Annotated in this window: 15 protein-coding genes; 9 read left to right on the top strand and 6 right to left on the bottom strand. The window is 67.9% G+C overall.

Going from position 1 to position 19,749, the window contains the following annotated elements; translation table 11 throughout:
• The first annotated feature begins 63 nt into the window (after positions 1–63).
• The 4 genes from ACNR9W_RS00075 (at position 64) to ACNR9W_RS00060 (ending at position 5,135) form a co-directional block, all read left to right on the top strand.
• Entirely contained in the window at positions 64–957 is an 894-nt protein-coding gene (locus ACNR9W_RS00075) for a DMT family transporter (protein WP_419268538.1), read from the top strand.
• Positions 958–1,112: 155 nt separating this feature from the next.
• Positions 1,113–3,323: a pyridoxal phosphate-dependent decarboxylase family protein gene (locus ACNR9W_RS00070; RefSeq protein ID WP_419268537.1), complete on the top strand. Its 2,211-nt coding sequence runs from the start codon at positions 1,113–1,115 to the stop codon at positions 3,321–3,323.
• A 29-nt stretch (positions 3,324–3,352) separates the two neighbouring features.
• Complete coding sequence (locus tag ACNR9W_RS00065; RefSeq protein ID WP_419268536.1) at positions 3,353–4,315, top strand: hypothetical protein; 963 nt, start codon at positions 3,353–3,355, stop codon at positions 4,313–4,315.
• A gap of 34 nt (positions 4,316–4,349) precedes the next feature.
• Entirely contained in the window at positions 4,350–5,135 is a 786-nt protein-coding gene (locus tag ACNR9W_RS00060) for an adenylate/guanylate cyclase domain-containing protein (protein WP_419268535.1), read from the top strand.
• Here ACNR9W_RS00060 and ACNR9W_RS00055 read toward each other — a convergent pair.
• Entirely contained in the window at positions 5,132–5,506 is a 375-nt protein-coding gene (locus ACNR9W_RS00055) for a hypothetical protein (protein WP_419268534.1), read from the bottom strand. The two genes, ACNR9W_RS00060 and ACNR9W_RS00055, sit on opposite strands and share 4 nt — an antisense overlap.
• Positions 5,507–5,690: 184 nt before the next feature.
• Between ACNR9W_RS00055 and ACNR9W_RS00050 the strand changes: the two genes are divergently transcribed.
• The 5 genes from ACNR9W_RS00050 to pdeM all read left to right on the top strand — a co-directional run bounded on the left by ACNR9W_RS00050 (position 5,691) and on the right by pdeM (position 12,466).
• Positions 5,691–6,428, top strand: coding sequence for a Crp/Fnr family transcriptional regulator (locus ACNR9W_RS00050; protein ID WP_419268533.1), 738 nt, complete (start codon positions 5,691–5,693; stop codon positions 6,426–6,428).
• Positions 6,429–6,871: 443 nt separating this feature from the next.
• A complete protein-coding gene (locus ACNR9W_RS00045) occupies positions 6,872–7,864 on the top strand; it encodes a ligase-associated DNA damage response exonuclease (RefSeq protein WP_419268532.1) in 993 nt (330 codons plus the stop codon).
• Entirely contained in the window at positions 7,861–9,411 is a 1,551-nt protein-coding gene (locus tag ACNR9W_RS00040; protein WP_419268531.1) for a cisplatin damage response ATP-dependent DNA ligase, read from the top strand. Before ACNR9W_RS00045 ends, ACNR9W_RS00040 begins: the two co-directional genes overlap by 4 nt.
• Positions 9,408–11,783 (top strand): ligase-associated DNA damage response DEXH box helicase, encoded by a 2,376-nt coding sequence (locus ACNR9W_RS00035; protein ID WP_419268530.1) that lies wholly within the window; start codon positions 9,408–9,410, stop codon positions 11,781–11,783. The genes ACNR9W_RS00040 and ACNR9W_RS00035 overlap by 4 nt, the downstream gene beginning before the upstream one ends.
• Positions 11,780–12,466 (top strand): ligase-associated DNA damage response endonuclease PdeM, encoded by a 687-nt coding sequence (gene pdeM, locus ACNR9W_RS00030; protein WP_419268529.1) that lies wholly within the window; start codon positions 11,780–11,782, stop codon positions 12,464–12,466. The genes ACNR9W_RS00035 and pdeM overlap by 4 nt, the downstream gene beginning before the upstream one ends.
• A gap of 48 nt (positions 12,467–12,514) precedes the next feature.
• Here the strand turns inward: pdeM and ACNR9W_RS00025 are convergent, their stop codons facing one another.
• The 5 genes from ACNR9W_RS00025 to dnaA all read right to left on the bottom strand — a co-directional run bounded on the left by ACNR9W_RS00025 (position 12,515) and on the right by dnaA (position 19,749).
• Positions 12,515–13,447: an outer membrane protein gene (locus tag ACNR9W_RS00025; protein ID WP_419268528.1), complete on the bottom strand. Its 933-nt coding sequence runs from the start codon at positions 13,445–13,447 to the stop codon at positions 12,515–12,517.
• Positions 13,444–15,879 (bottom strand): DNA topoisomerase (ATP-hydrolyzing) subunit B, encoded by a 2,436-nt coding sequence (gene gyrB, locus ACNR9W_RS00020; protein WP_419268527.1) that lies wholly within the window; start codon positions 15,877–15,879, stop codon positions 13,444–13,446. The genes ACNR9W_RS00025 and gyrB overlap by 4 nt, the downstream gene beginning before the upstream one ends.
• A 234-nt stretch (positions 15,880–16,113) precedes the next feature.
• Positions 16,114–17,190 carry a DNA replication/repair protein RecF gene (gene recF / locus ACNR9W_RS00015; protein ID WP_419268526.1) on the bottom strand — a complete coding sequence of 359 codons (1,077 nt, stop codon included), beginning with the start codon at positions 17,188–17,190 and terminating at the stop codon, positions 16,114–16,116.
• A complete protein-coding gene (gene dnaN / locus ACNR9W_RS00010) occupies positions 17,187–18,305 on the bottom strand; it encodes a DNA polymerase III subunit beta (RefSeq protein ID WP_419268525.1) in 1,119 nt (372 codons plus the stop codon). The genes recF and dnaN overlap by 4 nt, the downstream gene beginning before the upstream one ends.
• A gap of 85 nt (positions 18,306–18,390) precedes the next feature.
• Entirely contained in the window at positions 18,391–19,749 is a 1,359-nt protein-coding gene (dnaA, locus tag ACNR9W_RS00005) for a chromosomal replication initiator protein DnaA (RefSeq protein WP_419268524.1), read from the bottom strand.

Here is a 19,749-nt window from a genome sequence, read left to right as displayed (position 1 = left end):
GGCCTTTCCGCGGCTTGAACGCTCTGCTAGCGATCTTGCATCACCTGCAAGCGAGGCACGATCATGGACATCCGCGCAATCCTGATGGGGCTTTCCTTTGCGGTGATGTGGGCCTCGGCCTTCACCTCGACCCGCATGATCGTGACCGAGGCGCCGCCGTTGATGGCGCTGGCCCTGCGCTTTGCCCTGTCGGGCGGCATCGGCGTGCTGATCGCGCTGGCCATGGGCCAGACCTGGCGCGGGCTGACGCGGGCGCAATGGCGGGCGGTGGTGGTTTTGGGCCTGTGCCAGAACGCACTCTATCTGGGGTTGAACTGGACGGCGATGCAGTGGATCGAGGCGGGCCTTGCCTCGATCATCGCCGCCACCATGCCGCTGCTGGTGGCCTTCCTGGGCTGGACGCTGATGTCCGAGCGCCTGCGCCCGATGGGCGTGGCCGGGCTGGTCCTGGGGGTGGCGGGCGTGGCGATCATCATGGGCGCGCGCCTGCAGGGCGGCAGCGACCTGACCGGCATCGTGATGTGCTTTGTCGCCGCGCTGGCGCTGGCGGTCGCGACCCTGACGGTGCGCGGGGCCAGTTCGGGCGGCAATGTGATGATGGTCGTGGGGCTGCAGATGCTGGTCGGCGCGGTGACGCTGGGCCTGATCGCGCCCTGGATCGAGAGCTGGGACGTCGTCTATACGCCGCGCCTGGTGGTGGCCTTTCTTTATACCGTGCTGGTGCCGGGGCTGCTGGCCACCTGGGTGTGGTTCCTGCTGGTCGGCCGCATCGGGGCGGTGCGCGCCGCCACCTTCCACTTCCTGACGCCTTTCTTCGGCGTGGCCACGGCCGCCCTCCTGCTGGGCGAGGATCTTGGTGCGGGCGACGTGATCGGCGTCGCGATCATCATGGTCGGCATCCTGGCCGTCCAGCTGTCCAAGGCGCCCGTGCCGGTCAAGCGCCCGCCGCCCAGCTGACCAAAGGGATGCGGTCGCCCGACGTTCGGATCGGGTCACCATTCCCTTGACAAGAATCATCCAGACATCTGCTATCATGGGAATTTCGGCGAACCCTTCCACAACCGGAGCACGCCATGGCGCGACGCCGATCCCGTCATCCCCTGCTGTCGTCGATGACGGACATCCAGAAGGAACAGGCGCTTGGCCTTGACCGGGCCGGGGACCGCACACCCGAAACCTGGTTCATCGGCCCCAAGGCCGAGAATGGCGACCTGTTTTGCCGGCTGGTCGACCGGGCGCTGAAGCAGCACCTGGATTTCCGCCGCGCCTATATGCCCGGCGATCCCCCCATTCATCGCGACGACGCCTCCCCCCGCCTGCGTGCCTCCGAGCAGTTCATGTCCGACCGGCTGGACGAGATGCTGGGCTATCTGCGCGGCTCGATCCCTTTGGCCAGCCACCGCAACCTGTCGCACATGTACTGGGACCAGACCATGCCCGCGTTGCTGGGCTATATCGCGGCACTTCCCTACAACCAGAACAACGTGGCCGCCGAGGCCAGCCCCGCCACGACCCTGTTCGAGATCGAGGTCGGCAATGACCTGTGCCGGATGCTGGGTTATCCGCAGCCTTCGCCCGCAGAGGTGGCCGAAGGCGCGGTCAAGCCCTGGGGTCACATCACCTGCGACGGCTCGGTCGCCAATGCCGAAAGCATCTGGGCGGCGCGGAACCTGAAATATTTCGCCGTGGCCATGGCCGCGGCGATCGCGGCCGAATCCGACATGGCGGCGGCCCGCGCGGTTACTGTCCGTCTGCTGAACGGCCAGCGGGCGCGGCTTGGGGATCTGGGTCCCTGGCAGCTGATGAACCTGCCGCTGGACGAGGTGATCGGGCTGGCACCGCGTGTGGCCAAGGTCTCGGGGATTGCCCCGCAGGTGATCGAGACGATGCTGGCGCGCCATTCGGTCCAGTCCCTGGGGCTGGTGGCCTTTCACCGGCGGCATCTGCCGGGGATGGACGCGCCGCTGCTGCTGGCGCCGGCGACGGCGCATTATTCCTGGCCCAAGGCCATGTCCCTGACCGGCCTGGGCCGCGACCAGCTGCGGACCGTTCCGGTCGATCTGGCGGGGCGGATGGACATGGTGGCCCTGCGCGCCGTGCTGGACGCCTGCCTGGACGATGAACGGCCGGTCATGCAGGTGACGGCGGTCCTGGGTTCGACCGAGGAAAGCGCCGTGGACCCGCTGGCCGAGATCCTGGCGATCCGCGACGAATATCGCGCCCTGGGGATGGAGTTCAGCGTCCATGCCGACGGCGCCTGGGGCGGCTATTTCGCCTCGCTGCTGCGTGCGCCGCAGGGGCATCCCGCGGGTGCCGCATTCCCGGATCGGGACGACTATGCCTGGCAGGCGCTGATCCAGGACGACGGCAGGGACAGCCCGGGCCTGATGCTGGGCCCGCATGTGCGGCGGCAGATGCAGGCGCTGCCGGGGGCCGACAGCATCACGGTCGATCCGCACAAGTCGGGCTTTGCCCCCTATCCGGCCGGGGCGCTGTGCTATCGCAACGGCGCGATGCGGGACATGGTCTCGTTCAAGGCGCCGGTGGTCTTTCACGGCGGCATCGATCCCACGGTCGGCGTCTATGGCATCGAGGGGTCCAAGCCCGGCGCGGCGGCGGCGGCCGTCTATCTGTCGCACCGGGTCATCCGCACCGACCGGTCGGGCTATGGCGACCTGCTGGCGCGCTGCCTGTTCAACGCCAAGCGCTTTTACGCGATGCTGGTCTGCCTGGAGGGGCCGGACTTTACCGTGACCCCGTTCCAGAAGCTGCCGGCCGAAACCGTGCCCGGCGCGACCGCCGCCGACATCGCCGCGCAAAAGCGGCGGATCCTGCACGACATCCTGCCCCTGCGCGACCGCGACCTGGTCGAGGCGCTGCGCGAGGATGCCGATCTTTTCGCCCTGTTCCGGGACATGGGGCCGGACCTGACGATCACGACCTATGCGTTCAACCCGGTCTCGGCCGACGGGCCCAACCGCGATCCGGGGCTGATGAACGAGATGAACGACCTGATCTTTCGCCGGCTCAGCCTGCAGAGCTTCAAGGGCGGGGTGGTGCCGACCACGCCGATGTTCGTCACCTCGTCCGATTTCGATCCCGCGCAATACGGGCAGGCGCTGGTCAGCGACTTTGCGACCCGCGCCGGGGTCCAGCCGCAGGACGGGCTGCCGATGAGCTTCCTGATCTCGACCACCCAAAACCCCTGGCTCAGCGAGGCGGGCGGCGGCCAGGTGCTGAAGACGCTGCGGGACGTGCTGTCCGACACCGCCAGCAGCGCGGCGCAGGCGGTCATGGCGCGTCACGGGATGGCGCCGGGCTGACCGGGCAAGACAGGAAAAGGGGGCTGCACATGGAACAGGACGGAATGGCATCCGGATCGGAGGCGACGGGTTGCGGGAGGCAGGGCGCGGGCCACCCTGCCGAGATGAGCCGCGATTTGATGATGCAGCCCCGGATCGCCAATCATCCGCATCAGCACGCGATGACGCTGGTGGGTCACCGGACGGTCTTTGCCGTGCACATGACCCAGTTCTACATGGAAGAGCACAAGTACCAGCTGATCTTCGAGGTCATCCTGCCGCCCAGGATCGCCGCCGCCCTGGGCGGCCACCGCCGCCGACATCCCTGCGACTGGTTCGTGCTGTCGAACGATGCGGACGATCTGTTCACCATCCCCGACATCGCCAGCGGACGCCGGACCACTTATCGCGCCCAGATCTTTCAGGGCCTGCCGCCCTTCACCCACCGCGCCGAGGAAAACCCGCATTTCTATCCCTGGAGCGCCGACCGCGTCCGGCCGCTGCTGACCGATTTCGAGGCGCAGGTCGGCCGCGTCGTGATGTTCCGGCCCTTTGCCCATCACCTCGAGCTGCCGGAATTCGCGACCTATCTGCTGTGGGGCCGGGAGGACGAGGCGCATCTGACCAACCTGCAGACGGGCCGCCAGCATTCCGGGCCTTTCCAGGGCCTGTCCTTCGGCCCCGATTACGACCACGTGCTGAGCCTGCGGCAACGGCCACCGGGGCTGGACGATGCGCAGCTGGAAGCGGGGATGGTCCTGACGGCGCCCGGCATCCGCCTGCGCCACGGCACGGACGGCCGGCAGTGCATCCCCGGCACGAACCCCATCCCCCCGGACAGGCCGCTGCAGCTGCTGTACCGCGGTATCCAGCCTGCGCTGACCGTCCTGCCGGGCGAGACATTCCTGTTCGGGACGGCAGTGATCAACAGCCCGGACGCCCTGCGACCCGACCAGATCTGCCTGGAGGTCAGCCCGACCCCGCAGGCCATGGTGCTGAACGACGCCTGCTGAGGCCGGCAAAGCACCCCCGAACGGAGGATTTCACATGACGTCACTGCAGCAACAGGAAGGCAATGAACAGCTTTGGTTCACCGTCTTCGCCGAGGGGCATCCCGTGCTGGTGACCAAGCAGCGGCGCTATCAGATGTTGCCCGGCAGCCCGCGATGCAAGCTCTGCGCCGTGCCCTTTGGCGGGGCGGGGGGCTGGCTGATGCGGCGGCGCGGCCTGGGCGCGTCGCATCGCAACCCCCAATATTGCACGGCCTGCGACGCCTTTCTGGAGGCCTTTCCCGGCGGGGCCGAGGTGCCGATGGCGATGATGATGGTCGACATCCGCGATTCGGTGTCGCTGTCGGGGCAGGTCTCGGGCCGGGAATTCGCGGCCATGGTCATGGATCTGCGGGACGAGGTCGCCAAGGTCCTGGACCAGACCGAAGGCTTTCTGCTGGAGTTCCAGGGCGATTCCGTCTTTGCCGTCTGGCCGCCGGGCTTCGTCGGGACCGACTATGCGGCCAAGGCGCTGAGGGCGGCCGACCTGGCGCGCCAGATGATCCGGGAGCGCAGCAACGGCAGCGCCGCGCCGGTCGGCGTCGCCGTCCACACCGGCAAGGTGTTCATCGGCGCCGTCTCGGCCGCAGGAGGGCGCATCCAGGGCATCAGCGCCTTCGGGCTGGAGGTCAATGTGCTGGCGCGGCTTGCCGCAGCCGCCCGGCCGGGCGAGATCCTGGCCAGCGCCGCGACCTATGCGGCCGCGGAGCGCCAGATGCCCGCCACCCGGCGGAGCGAGGTGCTGAAGGGCGTGAGCCAGCCGGTCGAGGTGGCGGTCGTCTAGGCCGGCCCGCCGCTGCGCAGTTGCGGTTGTGCCGGCGCCAGCAGCGCGCCGATCACGGCCCGCACCGACACCGCATCGGGGGAGGGGCGGGACGCCGCCGGATGTTCGGGCAGGGCATGGGTGATCCTGTCGATGCCGATATCGGCCAGGAGATGAGGCGAGGTTTCCGCCAGGCGGGCGAATTCGGCCTCCATCCGCCTGCTTTCGTAGAAACGGCGGCGCCGGGCCAGTGCACGCCCGATCGGGCCGGACAGCGGCGTCAGCATCAGCCGGACCAGGCTGCGGACGGGGCGCGCGGCCAGGCCGTCGCCGGCGGCGGGCTGCGACACGGCGTGAACCCACCAGTTCGAGGTGGCGATACTGGACAACATGGCAATTCCTCCTCCTTGTTTCGGGCAGGGCCCGGGGTGATCCTGCCGTTCAGCATCCTCCCTTCCGGGGGCGCCGTCTGTTCCCGGCGGAACACATGCCTGTTGTTGATGAACAGGGATCGAATTATCCTTTGCCCCCTCGGGGGCGCCTTCAGATCCCCGTCGAAGCCGGACCCCCGCAGCAATGGATCACCGCGACAAGAACCTCCGTCCGGCACCCGCGGACCCGCAGGCCCGTGCCGCGGCCCTGGGGGGCTTTCAGCTGTTCCGCGACCTGGACGCCGACAGCCTGGCGGACCTGGCCCAGGGCCTGCACCATTGCCATTGGCCCGCAGGCACCTTGATCTTTTCCCGCGGCGACGCGGGCGATCAGCTGCTGGCCATCATCGCGGGTCGCATCCGGCTGTCGCTGTCCAGTGCACAGGGGCGCGAGATCGTCCTGACCACCCTGGGGCCGGGCGAGGTCTTGGGCGAGATCGCGCTGGTCGACGGGCATCCGCGATCGGCCGACGCCACCGCGATCCATGAGACGACCTGTTTGGCCCTTTCCCGTGCGCGGTTCGAGGCAGTGGCCCGGCGTCGGCCGGAGGTGGGCCTTGCCTTGGCGCGGCACCTGGCGCTGCATGTGCGGCGGACCAATTTCCAGATGGAGTCGATCGCGCTCTACGATCTGCAGGCGCGGTTGGTGCGGTTCCTGCTTTACGCGCTGGCGCGCGAGGCGGGACAGGGCCCGCAGCGGCGCCTGGCGCTCGACCTGAGCCAGTCCGAGATCGCCGCGATCCTGGGGGCGTCGCGTCCCAAGATCAGCCTGGCCTTTGGCGCCCTGGCGGCCACGGGGGCCGTCAGGCGTGACGGCAGCACGCTGATCTGCGACGTCGAACTGCTGGAGCAGATGGCCGATGGCGACGTGCCCCCACCGTGAAAAGCTGCGGGCGTGGCGGGTTCTGCCGCCACGCCCCTTGTTGATCCCGGAGTAGCAGTCCGGATCGCCCGGCCGTTCACGGCGCGGCGTCCGACCCGACCGGCGGCGGGGACCGCCGGTTCTGTCTCGGGTCTGGACGGGGAACGTCAAAGGACTTTGAAAAAAGGCAACGGGTGAAAAGCTGGTCCGAAATGTTCTGGTGACTGTTCCTGTACGCCGTGAACCGATCGCGCAGTTTCAGACTAGGCTGCCGGTCGGCAGGTGGCTGTTCCCTGGGGAACATGCACGAAAAAAAGATCGCCATTTCGTGCAGGCGTTGCACAGGCTGCCGGGCGTCCTGCCACGGATCCACGCAGGTGTCCGATGCGTTCCATCAGGAAGAATATCCACGGGGTCCGGTTTGCCGCGTTGATTTTCACGAAATGTTCGCCATCTTGGGTCACATGCGCGCCGACCAGATCCTGCACCCGACCGAGGCCGGGCTATACTGTCCTCCCGGTGATTTCTTCATCGATCCGATCCGCCCGGTTTCCCGCGCGCTGATCACCCATGGACATGGCGACCATGCCCGCGCGGGCCACGGCGCGGTCATGGCAACCCGGCAGACGCTGGACATCATGGCCATCCGCTATGGCGAGGATTTCACCGGCACGCGGCAGGTTGCCGAAGGCGTCGCCCGCATCGGCGACGTGGCCGTCAGCTTTCATCCCGCCGGCCACATTCTGGGCTCCGCGCAGATCGCGGTGCAGCCTGATCGCGGGCCGCGGATCGTCGTTTCGGGTGATTATTGCCGCGCCCCGAACCCCATCTGCGCCCCTTATGAGCCGGTTCCCTGTGACATCTTCGTGACCGAGGCAACCTTTGGCCTGCCGGTCTTCAAGCACCCCGATCCGGCGCAGGAGATGACCCGCCTGATCGCCAGCATGGAGGAGTTTCCCGAACGTCCGCACCTGATCGGCGCCTATGCCTTGGGCAAGGCGCAGCGGGTGATCGCGCTGGCCCGGCAGGCGGGGATCGACGGTCCCATCGCGATCCACGGCGCGCTGCAGCGGCTGTGTGATTTTCACGTGGAACAAGGCATCGATCTGGGGCCGCTGGTCCCGGCCACGGCGGCCGATGTGCCGGCACAGCTGGTGATCGCGCCGCCCTCGGCCTTTGCCAGCGCCTGGGTGCAGCGGTTCCGCGATCCGGTGATCGGCTTTGCCTCGGGCTGGATGGCGGTTCGGGCCCGCGCCCGGCAGCGCGGCGTGGAGCTGCCCCTGGTGATCAGCGATCATGTGGACTGGCCGCAGGTCACGCAGACGATCCGCGAGCTGTCCCCCTCCGAGGTCTGGATCACTCACGGCACTGAAGAAGGCCTGATGCGCTGGTGCGAGATCGAGGGCTATGCCGCCCGCCCCCTGCGCCTTGTCGGCTATGAGGACGAGCCGGAATGAGAGCATTCGCGCATCTTCTGGAACGGCTGGCCTTCACGCCGGCGCGCAACGCCAAGCTGCGGCTGCTGACCCATTACCTGGAGGCGACGCCCGATCCCGACCGTGGCTATGCGCTGGCCGCGCTGACTGGCGATCTGAAGCTGCGGGCGGTGACGCCGGGCCTGCTGCGCGGGCTGATGGCCGAACGCGTGGACGCGCAGCTGTTCGCGATGTCCTATGACTTTGTGGGTGATCTGGCGGAGACCATTGCCCTCTTGTGGGACAGCGAGCGGGACGAGGATGTGCCGCTGCACCAGGCGGTCGGGCTGCTGTCAGATACCGGCCGGGCCGCGCTGCCCGCCGCCATCTCGGGCATGCTGGACCGGCTGGGGCCGTCGCAGCGGCTGGCCTTCCTGAAGCTGGCGACCGGGAACATGCGCGTGGGTCTGTCGGCCCGCATGGCCCGGATGGCCCTGGCCCAGATGGGCGCGCCCGAGGTGAAGGACCTGGAGGAGGTCTGGCACGGGCTGGTGCCGCCCTATCAGCCGCTGTTCGACTGGATCGGTGGGGGCGCGCGTCCCGAACAGGCGGCGCGGGCGCCCTTTCGCCCCGTCATGCTGTCCACCCCCGTCGACCTGGACCAGCTGCGCGCCTTTGACCCGGCGGATTACATCGCAGAATGGAAATGGGACGGCATCCGCGTCCAGGCGATCAACGACGGCGGGACGCGCAGGCTGTACAGTCGCACGGGCGAGGACGTGGGCGGGGCCTTTCCCGACCTGTTGGAGGCGCTGGACTTTGACGGCACCCTGGACGGAGAGCTGCTGGTCCGGCGCGGGGGTGATGTCGCGTCCTTTGGCGACCTGCAGCAGCGGCTGAACCGCAAGACCGTCAGCCGCGCCCTGCTGGAGAGCCACCCGGCGGGCCTGCGCGTCTATGATGCGCTGATCTGGCAGGGGCGCGACGTGCGCGACCTGCCGCATCAGGACCGACGCGCGATCCTCGAGGCCGCGGATTTCGGCAGCGACCGGATCGACCTGTCGCCGTTGCTGTCCTTCGGCAGCTGGGACGACCTGGCCGCGCTGCGCGCCGATCCCCCCAGCACGGTCATCGAGGGCGTGATGATCAAGCGCCGCGACAGCAGCTATGTCGGTGGCCGCCCGCGTGGGCCGTGGTTCAAGTGGAAGCGCGACCCGATGGTCGTCGATGCGGTGATGCTTTATGCGCAGCGTGGGCATGGCAAGCGGTCGGGCTTTTACAGCGATTTCACCTTTGGCCTGTGGGATGGCGATGCGCTGGTGCCGGTGGGCAAGGCCTATTTCGGCTTTACCGACGAGGAGCTGCGTGACCTGGACCGCTTTGTCCGCAACAACACGACCGAGCGGTTCGGTCCCGTCCGCTCGGTCGCGCCCAAGCTGGTGCTGGAGGTGGCCTTCGAGGGGCTGAACGCCTCGGCGCGGCACAAGTCGGGCGTCGCCATGCGCTTTCCGCGCATCAGCCGCATCCGGTGGGACAAGCCCGCCGCCGAGGCGGACCGGCTGGAGACGCTGAAGGCGATGATCCCGTGAACCTGCCCCCCGATTTCCAAGACTGGTTCACCCGCCAGGGCTGGCAGCCGCATCCGCATCAGATCGCCCTGCTGGAGGCCCCGGGCGACAGCCTGCTGATCGCCCCCACCGGCGGCGGCAAGACGCTGGCCGGGTTCCTGCCCTCGCTGGTCGAGTTGCGCGACCCGCCGGGGGGGATGCACACGCTTTACGTCTCGCCGCTCAAGGCGCTGACGGCGGACATCGCGCGCAACCTGTCGCGCCCCGTGGCGGATCTGGGCCTGAACATCCGGATCGAGGATCGCACCGGCGACACCCGCGCCAGCCAGCGCGCCCGCCAGCGCGTGGACCCGCCCGACATCCTGCTGACCACGCCGGAATCGCTGGCGCTGATGCTGTCCTATGAACAGGCGCCGGCGATCTTTCGCGGCCTGCGCCGGGTGGTGCTGGACGAGCTGCATGCCTTGGCGGAAAACAAGCGCGGTGACCAGCTGATGCTGTGCCTGGCGCGGCTGAAGACGCTGGCGCCCGACCTGCAGGTGACGGGGCTCTCCGCGACGGTCGAGGCGCCCGAGCAGCTGGCGGGTTTCATGGGCGGCGCAGAGGTCATTCATGCCGATCCCGGACCGGACCCGGATATTGCGATGCTGCCGACATCGCGGCCTGCGCCCTGGTCGGGCGGGGGCGGGCATTACGCGGTTCCCGACGTTCTGGCCGGGGTCGCGCGGGCCAATACCACGATCATCTTCATCAACACTCGCGCCCAGGCCGAGCTGTTCTTCCAGGCGCTCTGGGCTGAAAACGATGCCAACCTGCCCATCGGCCTGCACCATGGCAGCCTGGCCCGCGAGGCGCGCCAGCGGGTAGAGGCCGCAATGGCCGCGGGCGAATTACGGGCGGTGGTGGCGACGGGCAGCCTGGATCTGGGGATCGACTGGGGCGCCGTGGACTTGGTGATCCAAGTCGGCGCGCCCCGGAACGTCAAGCGGCTGGTCCAGCGCATCGGCCGCGCCAATCACCGCTACAATGCCCCAAGCCGCGCCCGGATCGTGCCCGCGAACCGCTTCGAGGTGATCGAATGCGTCGCAGCGCTGGAGGCCGTGCAGCAGCGCGACCTGGACGGCGATCCGCGCGGGCCGGGACCGCTGGACGTGCTGTGCCAGCACATCCTGCTGACCGCCTGCGCCGGACCCTTCGATGCGGATGCGCTTTATGCCGAGGTCTCCCGCGCCGGACCCTATCGCGATCTGTCGCGCGACGATTTCGATGCCTGCGTGGAGTTCGCCGCCACCGGCGGCTATGCGCTGCGGGCCTATGACCGCTGGCAGCGGCTGATGCTGCGCGACGGGCTGTGGCGCCTGCGCGATCCGCGCGCCGCCCGCGACCTGCGCATGAATGTCGGCACCATCGTCGAGGCCGAGATGGTGAAGGTGCGGCTGCGCGGGCGCGGCGGCGTGCCCTTGGGCGAGGTCGAGGAAAGCTTTGCCGCGACGCTGGAGCCGGGCGACACCTTCCTGATCGGCGGCCAGACGGTCCGCTACGAAGGTCTGCGCGAGATGGTCATCGAGGTGACGCGCCAACCCACGCGCGAACCCAAGATTGCCGTCTATTCCGGGTTGAAGCTGGCCACCTCGACCCAGTTGTCGCATCGGGTGCAGGCGCTGATCGGCACCCCCGCGGCGCATGACCTGCTGCCGCCCGACACGCGCGACTGGCTGGCGCTGCAGGGCCGGGTCAGCGCCCTGCCGCGCGCGGGCGTGCTGGTCAGCGAAAGCTTTCCCCACCAGGGGCGCTGGCACTTTGCGCTCTACGGCTTTGCCGGGCGTAACGCGCTGCAGACGCTTGGCCTGCTGATGTCGCGCACGATGGAGGAGGCGGGGCTGGGTCCCTTGGGCTTTCTCTCGACCGATTATGCGCTGCTGATCTGGTCACTGGACCCGGTGACCGATCCCGCGCCGCTGCTGGACCCCGAGGCGCTGCGCGACGGGCTGGGCGACTGGCTGGGCGGCAATGCGGTGATGAAGCGCAGCTTTCGCAATGTGGCGACCATTGCTGGCCTGATTCAGCGAAACCTGCCGGGGCAGCGCAAGTCCGGGCGCCAGGCGACCTTTTCCAGCGACATCCTTTACGACACGTTGCGCAAGTACGACCCGGATCACCTGATGCTGCGGATCACGGCCGATGAGGCGCGCCGGGGGCTTGTGGATTTCGACCGGATCGAGGAAATGCTGGCCCGCTCGGACCGATACGACCACCGGATGCTGGAGCGCGTCTCTCCGCTGGCCGCGCCGCTGCTGCTGGAGGCCGGGCGGGTGCCGATCGCGGGGCAGGGACGACAGCGGCTGGCCGAGGCCGAGGCCGCGGCACTGATGGCAGAGGCAGGATTGGCGTGACGGGCCACCAGATCGACTTCGACGGGCAGCGGCTGGAGGCAAGGCCTTCTGGCGCGTTGTATTGGCCCGCGCGGCGCTGGCTGATCGTGGCGGACCTGCACTTGGGCAAGTCGGAGCGCATGGCGCGGCGGGGCGGGGCGCTGCTGCCCCCCTATGAGACGCAGGCGACGCTGGATCGGCTGTCGGCCGAGGTCGCGGCCACCGACCCCGAGGTCGTCGTCAGCCTGGGCGACGGTTTCGACGACGACGCGGCGGGGCGGGCGCTGCCCGATGATGTCTGCGACAGCCTTCGCCGGATGGCGCAGGGGCGGCGCTGGATCTGGGTCAGCGGCAACCACGACCCGGGCGCCATCTGCCCGCGCCTGCCGGGCGAAAACGCGGCCGAACTGCACGAGGGGCTGACCCTGCGGCACGAGGCGGGGCGGGGGCCAGATGTCTCGGGGCATTACCACCCCTGCCTGCGGCTGGCGGGGCAGCGGCTGCGGTGCTTTCTGGTGGGCCGCGACCACCTGATCCTGCCAGCCTTCGGGGCCTATACCGGCGGACTGGAGGTTGCCGATCGCGCCTTGGCCGCGCTGGTGCCGCAGGGACTGGCCCTGGCCTGCGGTCCGCGCGTCGTCCCGGTGCCCGTCGGCTATCGGTCGCAGGGCCAGAGGCGTCCGGCGCGCCGGGGCCTTGCATGAGAAAGGCCGACCCGATGGGCCGGCCTTGTCGTCGTTGGTCCGGAAAGATCAGAAGCGGAAGTTCATGCCGACCTTGACATTGCTGTGCTTGGGCGTCGCGTTAGTGCGTAGGGTGGTGTCTTCGTCCGAAAACTCCACGGTTTCCTTGCCGAAGTCGCGGTATTGATATTCGGCAAAGACCGACGTCCGCGCCCCTAGGCTGCGCTCGACACCCATCCCGGCCGCGACGCCAGACGCCTTGTAGCCGGTGGTGGCGGAGTCGTCGCCTTCCGACAGCGTGAAATCGAAATCGCCGCGCGCCGCGCCGAAGGTGCCATAGACCAGCGTCTGCGGGTTGACGGTGTAACCGGTCTTCATGACCAGCGAAAGGATCGAATTGACGGTGCTTTCGGCACCGAGGGTCACGCCGTCGACGTCAAGCGTCGCGCTGTCGTCGACCGAGCCGCCCTCATAGCCCAGTTCCGGGCCAAAGACCCAGTTGCCGCGCTGCCAGCGATAGCCGACATGCACGCCGGCGGTGAACCCCTTCACCTCCAGATCGCCAACGCCCAGGACGCTGGCCTCTTCATCGCCATCTTCCAGCAGGGTGAAGCCGACCTGGTCGTCGCCGCCGAAGGAGTAGCCGACCGAGCCGCCCGCATAGGCGCCCGCCCAACTGCCGGCGACCAGCGGCGCGGCTTCCACCACGACAGGCTCGACATCGACGACGGGTGCGATAGCACCGCCCGCAAAGGCGGCGCCGCTGCCGGCAAGAAGGGCCATGGAGGCCGTGCCGGCCGAGAAAAGGGACACAAGACGCATCGGGAAACTCCTGAAATCGGCAGCCTTCAAAGAGATCCTGCCAGCAAAATCATTCTGCCGCATTAGGGCAGAAACCGCGCCGATAATCAAATGAAAGCCCGCATACCGCGAGCCCTCACTCTCATTCTCGCGCAGGGCGCGTGTCGTTTGGGCAACAAGCCCCGCCTGCTCAGGTCTCAAGTGTCCAGATTTTCGACATTCAGCGCGTTCTGCTGGATAAATTCGCGGCGCGGTTCCACCACGTCGCCCATCAGCTTGGTGAACAGGTCCTCGGCCTCGGCCACATCCTCGATCCGCACCTGCAGCATGGTCCGCGCGACCGGGTCCAAGGTGGTTTCCCACAGCTGTTCCGGGTTCATCTCTCCCAGACCCTTGTAGCGCTGCAGCGACAGGCCCTTTTCGCCTTCCAGGAAGACCGCCTGCAGCAGCCCCAGCGGACCATAGATCGGCTGGTCCCGGTCCTTGCGGATCAGGCGGGCGGGCTTGCCATAGATATCCTGCAAGCCACGGGTCATCTCGCCCAAGCGGCGGCTTTCACCGCTGCGCAGCATCTGGCCGTCCAGCGTGCGGTTCTCCTCGACGCCGCGCAGGGTGCGGGTCAGCCGGATCCCGGCGTCCTGGGTCGGGCGACCCTGCCAGCCGCGCTCGTATTCCTCCGCGATCAGGTCCAGACGCGCGGCGATGTCGCTGGCGACGCCCTGGGCATCGGAATCAACCCGTCCCGGAACCAGCGCCCCGGCGATCGCCGCCTGTTCGGTGATATGCGGCGGGTAGTGGGTCGGATAGGCGCGCAGCACCCGACGGGCGGCACGGGCATCCTCGACCACGCGTGCCAGGTCGTTGCCGATGATCTCCTCACCCGAGGCCAGGCGCAGCGCGGCCCCCTCGATCCCCTGCTGGACCAGGTAATCCTCCAGCGCGGCCTCGTTCTTCAGATAGACTTCGGACCGCCCGCGCCCAACCTTGTACAGAGGCGGCTGCGCGATATAGAGATGCCCCGCCTCGATCAGGTCCGGCATCTGCCGGAAGAAGAAGGTCAGCAGCAGCGTCCGGATATGCGCGCCGTCCACATCGGCATCGGTCATGATGACGATCTTGTGGTAGCGCAGCTTCTTGAGGCTGAATTCGTCGCGTCCGATCCCGGTGCCAAGCGCAGTGATCAGCGTGCCGATCTGGTCGCTGGACAGCATCCGGTCAAAGCGTGCGCGTTCCACGTTCAGGATCTTGCCGCGCAGGGGCAGCACGGCCTGGTTCTGGCGCGCACGGCCCTGTTTTGCCGATCCGCCCGCCGAGTCGCCCTCGACGATGAACAGTTCGGACAGCGCCGGGTCCTTTTCCTGACAATCGGCCAGCTTGCCGGGCAGCGACGCCACGTCCATCGCGGTCTTGCGCCGCGTCAGCTCCCGCGCCTTTCGCGCCGCCTCTCGGGCCAGGGCCGCCTCGATGATCTTGCCGACGATCTGGCGGGCCTCTCCGGGATTCTCCTCGAACCACTCGGCCAGCTTTTCGCCGACCAGCTGCTCGACCGCGGGACGAACCTCGGACGAGACCAGCTTGTCTTTGGTCTGGCTGGAGAACTTGGGATCGGGGACCTTGACCGACAGCACGCAGGTCAGACCCTCGCGCGCGTCGTCGCCGGTGAAGTCGACCTTTTCCTTCTTCGCAATGCCGCTGTCCTGGGCATATTTGCCGATCACGCGCGTCAGCGCCCCGCGGAACCCGGCCATATGGGTGCCGCCGTCGCGCTGCGGAATGTTGTTGGTGAAGGGCAGCACCGTCTCGTGATAGCTGTCGTTCCACCACATCGCGACCTCGACCCCGATGCCGTTCTTCTCGCCGGTCATGAAGATCGGCTCGGGCATGACCGAGGTCTTGGAGCGGTCCAGGTATTTCACGAATTCGCGGACACCGCCTTCATAGAACAGCTCGGTCTTCTGGACCTCGGCATGGCGCTCGTCCTCCAGGATGATGCGCACGCCGCTGTTCAGGAAGGCCAGTTCGCGCAGCCGGTTCTCCAGCGTCTTGAAGCTGTATTCCAGGTTGCTGAAAGTCCCGTCCGCGCTGTTCAGCTTGGTCGAGGCCAGAAAGCGGACCTCGGTGCCCTTTTGGCCGGGGGCGTTGCCCACCACGCGCAGGGGCTCGACCGTATCGCCGCGCTCAAAGCGGACATAGTATTCCTTGTCGTTGCGCCAGATCCGCAGCTCCAGCCAGTCGGACAGCGCGTTCACGACCGACACACCCACGCCGTGCAGGCCGCCCGACACTTTGTAGCTGTTCTGGTCGAACTTTCCGCCGGCATGGAGTTGGGTCATGATGACCTCGGCCGCGCTGACGCCTTCGCCCGCATGCATGTCCACCGGAATGCCGCGCCCGTTGTCGCGGACGCTGACGCTGCTGTCGGCATGGATCTTGACCCGGACAAAGTCCGCGTGACCCGCCAGCGCCTCGTCGATGCCGTTGTCCACGACCTCGTAGACCATGTGATGCAGGCCCGAGCCGTCATCGGTATCCCCGATATACATGCCGGGGCGCTTGCGTACCGCGTCCAGGCCCTTGAGAACCTTGATGGAATCGGCACCGTATTCGGCAGGCTGGAGTGCGGTCTCGGTCATGGGTGGGGCTTCCTGTTCGTCCTGTCCCGATATAAGCCCTCGGCGGTGCAAAGTCACGGCTTTGACAGGGTTTTTCCGGGATTTACGCGCTTTTCCGCAGCGTTGGCCATAGCTGCTCGCGGGGGGCGGCTGACCCGCGCATGAACGGGCGTGGTGCCGCACGTGGCCTGAATGCATGTCGAGCCTTGGAACGGGTGCGGCTGCAGGCGTCATACCAAGGATCCGGCGACCCCGTCAGCCCGCCTCGACCGCAGTGGAACCTGCCTCGGACCGGGTGACCGACAGATGGCGCGCGCGCGATCCCAGGTCCGCGAACAGTTCGGGGCCCGTCCCTGTCAGCAGGCTCTGGGCGGGCAGGGCGCTGATGCGATGATAAAGCGCCGCGCGCCGGTCGGCATCCAGATGCGCCGCCACCTCGTCCAGCAGCAGCAGCACAGGCTGGTCCGACAGCGCCTGCGCATTGGCCAAGATCAGCGATAGCAGCAGCGCCTTTTGCTCGCCGGTCGAGGATTGGGCGGCGGGCATGTCCTGCGGCCCCCAGCTGGCGCCCAGGTCGGCGCGGTGGGGGCCGGTCAGTGTGCGCCCTGCCGCCATGTCCCGGCCGCGCATCCCGGCCAGGCGGGCGGCGATGCTGTCGGCATCCGGATCGTCGGCCGCCCCTTCCCCCGGCAGCAGCGACAGCCACGCGGCGGGAAAATCCGCGCCGCCGTCCTGCGCGGCCATGATCGCGTCAAGCGCGGCCTGCCGGTTCCGGGTCAGCGCGGCGCCAGCCTCGGCCATCTGACCCTCCAGCGCACGGTACCAGCCCGGATCGCCGACCTGGTCCTTCAGCAGACGGTTCCGCTCGCGCATGGCCTTGTCATAGGCCAGCGCCAGGTCAGCATGATCGGGAAGCAGCGACAGGGTCACGCGGTCCAGGAACCGCCGCCGGCCTTCGGGCGCGTCAGACCACAGCCGGTCCATCGCCGGCACCAGCCAGATCACCCGCACCAGCCGCGCCAAGGCCGTCTGCGGCACGGTCTTGTCGTCGATGACGACGCTGCGGGATTGGCCCGGCGGCGCCCAAGTCTCGACCGCATGGTCGTCCAGGGTGGCGCGGATGCGCCAGCCGGCCTCCTTGCCCTGCCGTGCCTGGTCGGGGGCGGCGGCGGCCCGAAAGCCGCGCCCGGGCGCCAGCATCGAGACCGCTTCGAGAATGTTGGTCTTGCCCGCACCGTTCGGGCCGAAGATCGCCACCGGGCGCGTGTCCAGTTCCAGCTCCAGCCGGGGCCAGGAGCGGAACTGCGACAGCCGCAGCTGCCCCAGTGTCACACGCGCATCGGCATGACGACATAGACCGCGCTCTGATCGCTGCCTTCGCGGATCAGCGCGGCGTCGCCCGAGCCGTTGAACAGGAAGACCGCATTGTCGCGATCCACCTGGCCGGCGATTTCCTGCAGGTATTTCGCATTGAAGCCGATCTCCAGCGGCTCGTCGGCATAGGCGACGATCAGCTCCTCCTCGGCGGCGCCGGCATCGGGGGCGTTCACCGACAGGACCAGCCGGTCGCTGTCCAGGGCCAGCTTGACGGCGCGGGACCTTTCGCTGCTGACGGTGGCGACGCGGTCCACCGCGCGGGCGAAATCGGCGGCATCCACCTCCAGCCGGCGGGCATTGTTGATCGGGATGACGCGGCTGTAATCCGGGAAGGTCCCGTCGATCACCTTCGAGGTCAGCGTGATGGTCGGCGTGGCAAAGCGCACCTTGGTCTCGCTGACCGAAACGGCGATATCGGCCTCGTCATCATCCAGCAGCTTGCGGAGTTCCCCCACGGTCTTGCGGGGGACGATGACGCCTGCCATCTCCTCGGCGCCCGCGGGCAGGGGGGCATCGATGCGCGCCAGCCGGTGCCCGTCGGTCGCCACGCAGCGCAGCACGGGTCCGTCCTCGGACTGGGCGACATGCATGTAGACGCCGTTCAGGTAATAGCGCGTCTCCTCGGTCGAGATCGCGAATTTCGACTTGTCGAACAGCCGCCGCAGCACGCCCGCAGGCGCGCGGAAATTGGCGCTGTATTCGCTGGAGGCCATCACGGGGAAATCCTCGCGCGGCAGGGTCGCCAGGCTGAAGCTGGAGCGTCCGGCCTGCACCGACAGCCGCCCCGCCGCGTCGTCGCTGGCAATCTGGACCAGCGCCCCGTCAGGCAGCTTGCGGGCGATCTCGTTCAGCATCACGGCGCTGACGGTGGTCGCACCATTGCGCTCGACCTGCGCGGGGGCGCGGTCCACCACCTCGGTGTCCAGGTCGGTGGCGCGGAAGCTGACGCCGTCGGCCGTCGCCTCGATCAGCACATTGGCCAGGATCGGGATGGTGTTGCGGCGTTCAACGACCGATTGGGCCTGCGACACGGCCTTGACCAGAACGGCGCGCTCGATCGAGAATTTCATCAGATTCCCCTGTCCCTGGGCATCAGGCCCGTTCGTCGGACCTGATGTGTAACCGCGCCTGCAGGCGGTCACAAGATTTTCGTTTTCAGGCTTCCAGCATCCGCTTCAGCACGGCGATATCCTCGACCATGCTGCTGTCCTCGACCAACAGTTCCTCAATCTTGCGCACGCCATGCATGATCGTGGTGTGGTCGCGGCCCCCGAAGCGGCGCCCGATTTCCGGCAGGCTGCGGCTGGTCAGCTGTTTCGACAGATACATCGCGATCTGGCGCGGGCGGGCGACATTGCGGGCGCGCTTGGGGCCCATCATGTCGGCCAGGCGGATGTTGTAATGTTCCGCGACCTTGCGCTGGATGTCGTCGATGTTGATCTTGCGGTCATTGGTCCGCAGGATGTCGGCCAGGCATTCCTGCGCCACTTCCAGCGTGATCTCGCGCCGCAACAGGCTCGCATGCGCGAACAGGCGCTGCAGCGCGCCTTCCAGGACGCGGACGTTCGTGGTGATGCGATGCGCTAGGAACTCCAGCACGCCCGCGCCGATCTCCAGATCCGGCTGCTGGGCGCGGAAGACCTCGGTCTTGGACTGCAGGATGCCCAGGCGCAGCTCGTAGGTCGTGGGGTGCAGGTCGACGATCAGGCCGCAGGACAGGCGCGACTTGATGCGTTCCTCCAGGCCCTTGATCTCGGCGGGGGCACGGTCGGCGGAAATCACGATCTGCTTGCCCTGATCGACAAGCGCGTTGAAGGTGTGGAAGAATTCCTCCTGCGTGCTGTCCTTGCCGGCGATGAACTGGACGTCGTCGACCATCAGCATGTTCACGTTCCGGAACATGCCCTTGAAGTCCATGATGGTGCTTTCGCGCAGCGCCTGGACAAAGCGGTACATGAACTGTTCCGCCGACAGGTACAGCACCTGCGCCGACGGATGGCGCGCCTGATAGTCATGCGCGATCGCGTGCATCAGGTGGGTCTTGCCCAGGCCCACGCCGCCATAAAGGAACAGCGGGTTGAAGCCCACCGGCCCGCCTTCGGCCACGCGGCGCGCGGCGGCATGGGCCAGTTCGTTCGGCTTGCCGACGACGAAATTGCCAAAGGTATAGCGCGGGTCCAGCGGTGCCCCCAGGTCGGCGCGGGGCGCGCGGGTGGTGGCGGCCTCGGTGGCCGGGGCCGCGCCTGCGGCGGGTGCCGCGGGACGGGAAGCCGTGCTGCCCACGTCAAAGCGAAGCCGTTCTACCGACAGCCCGTTGCGCGACAGGACGGCCATGATGTCCTTGGCGAAATGCCGGTTCACCCAGTCCGAGATGAAGCGCGTGGGGCTGACGAAACGCGCGGCGCCGTCATCGACGGCGGTCAGGCGAAGCGGCTTGATCCAGTGGTTGTAGTTGTTCGGCCCAACGCTCTGCTCCAACTCGGCGCATGCCTGTCCCCAGATCTTGTCCATCAT

The sequence above is a fragment of the Paracoccus sp. T5 genome, assembly GCF_048538155.2.
GTDB lineage: Bacteria > Pseudomonadota > Alphaproteobacteria > Rhodobacterales > Rhodobacteraceae > Paracoccus.
The sequence above is the reverse complement of the archived record's forward strand: the minus strand, read 5'-3'. Positions and strand labels throughout refer to the sequence as shown.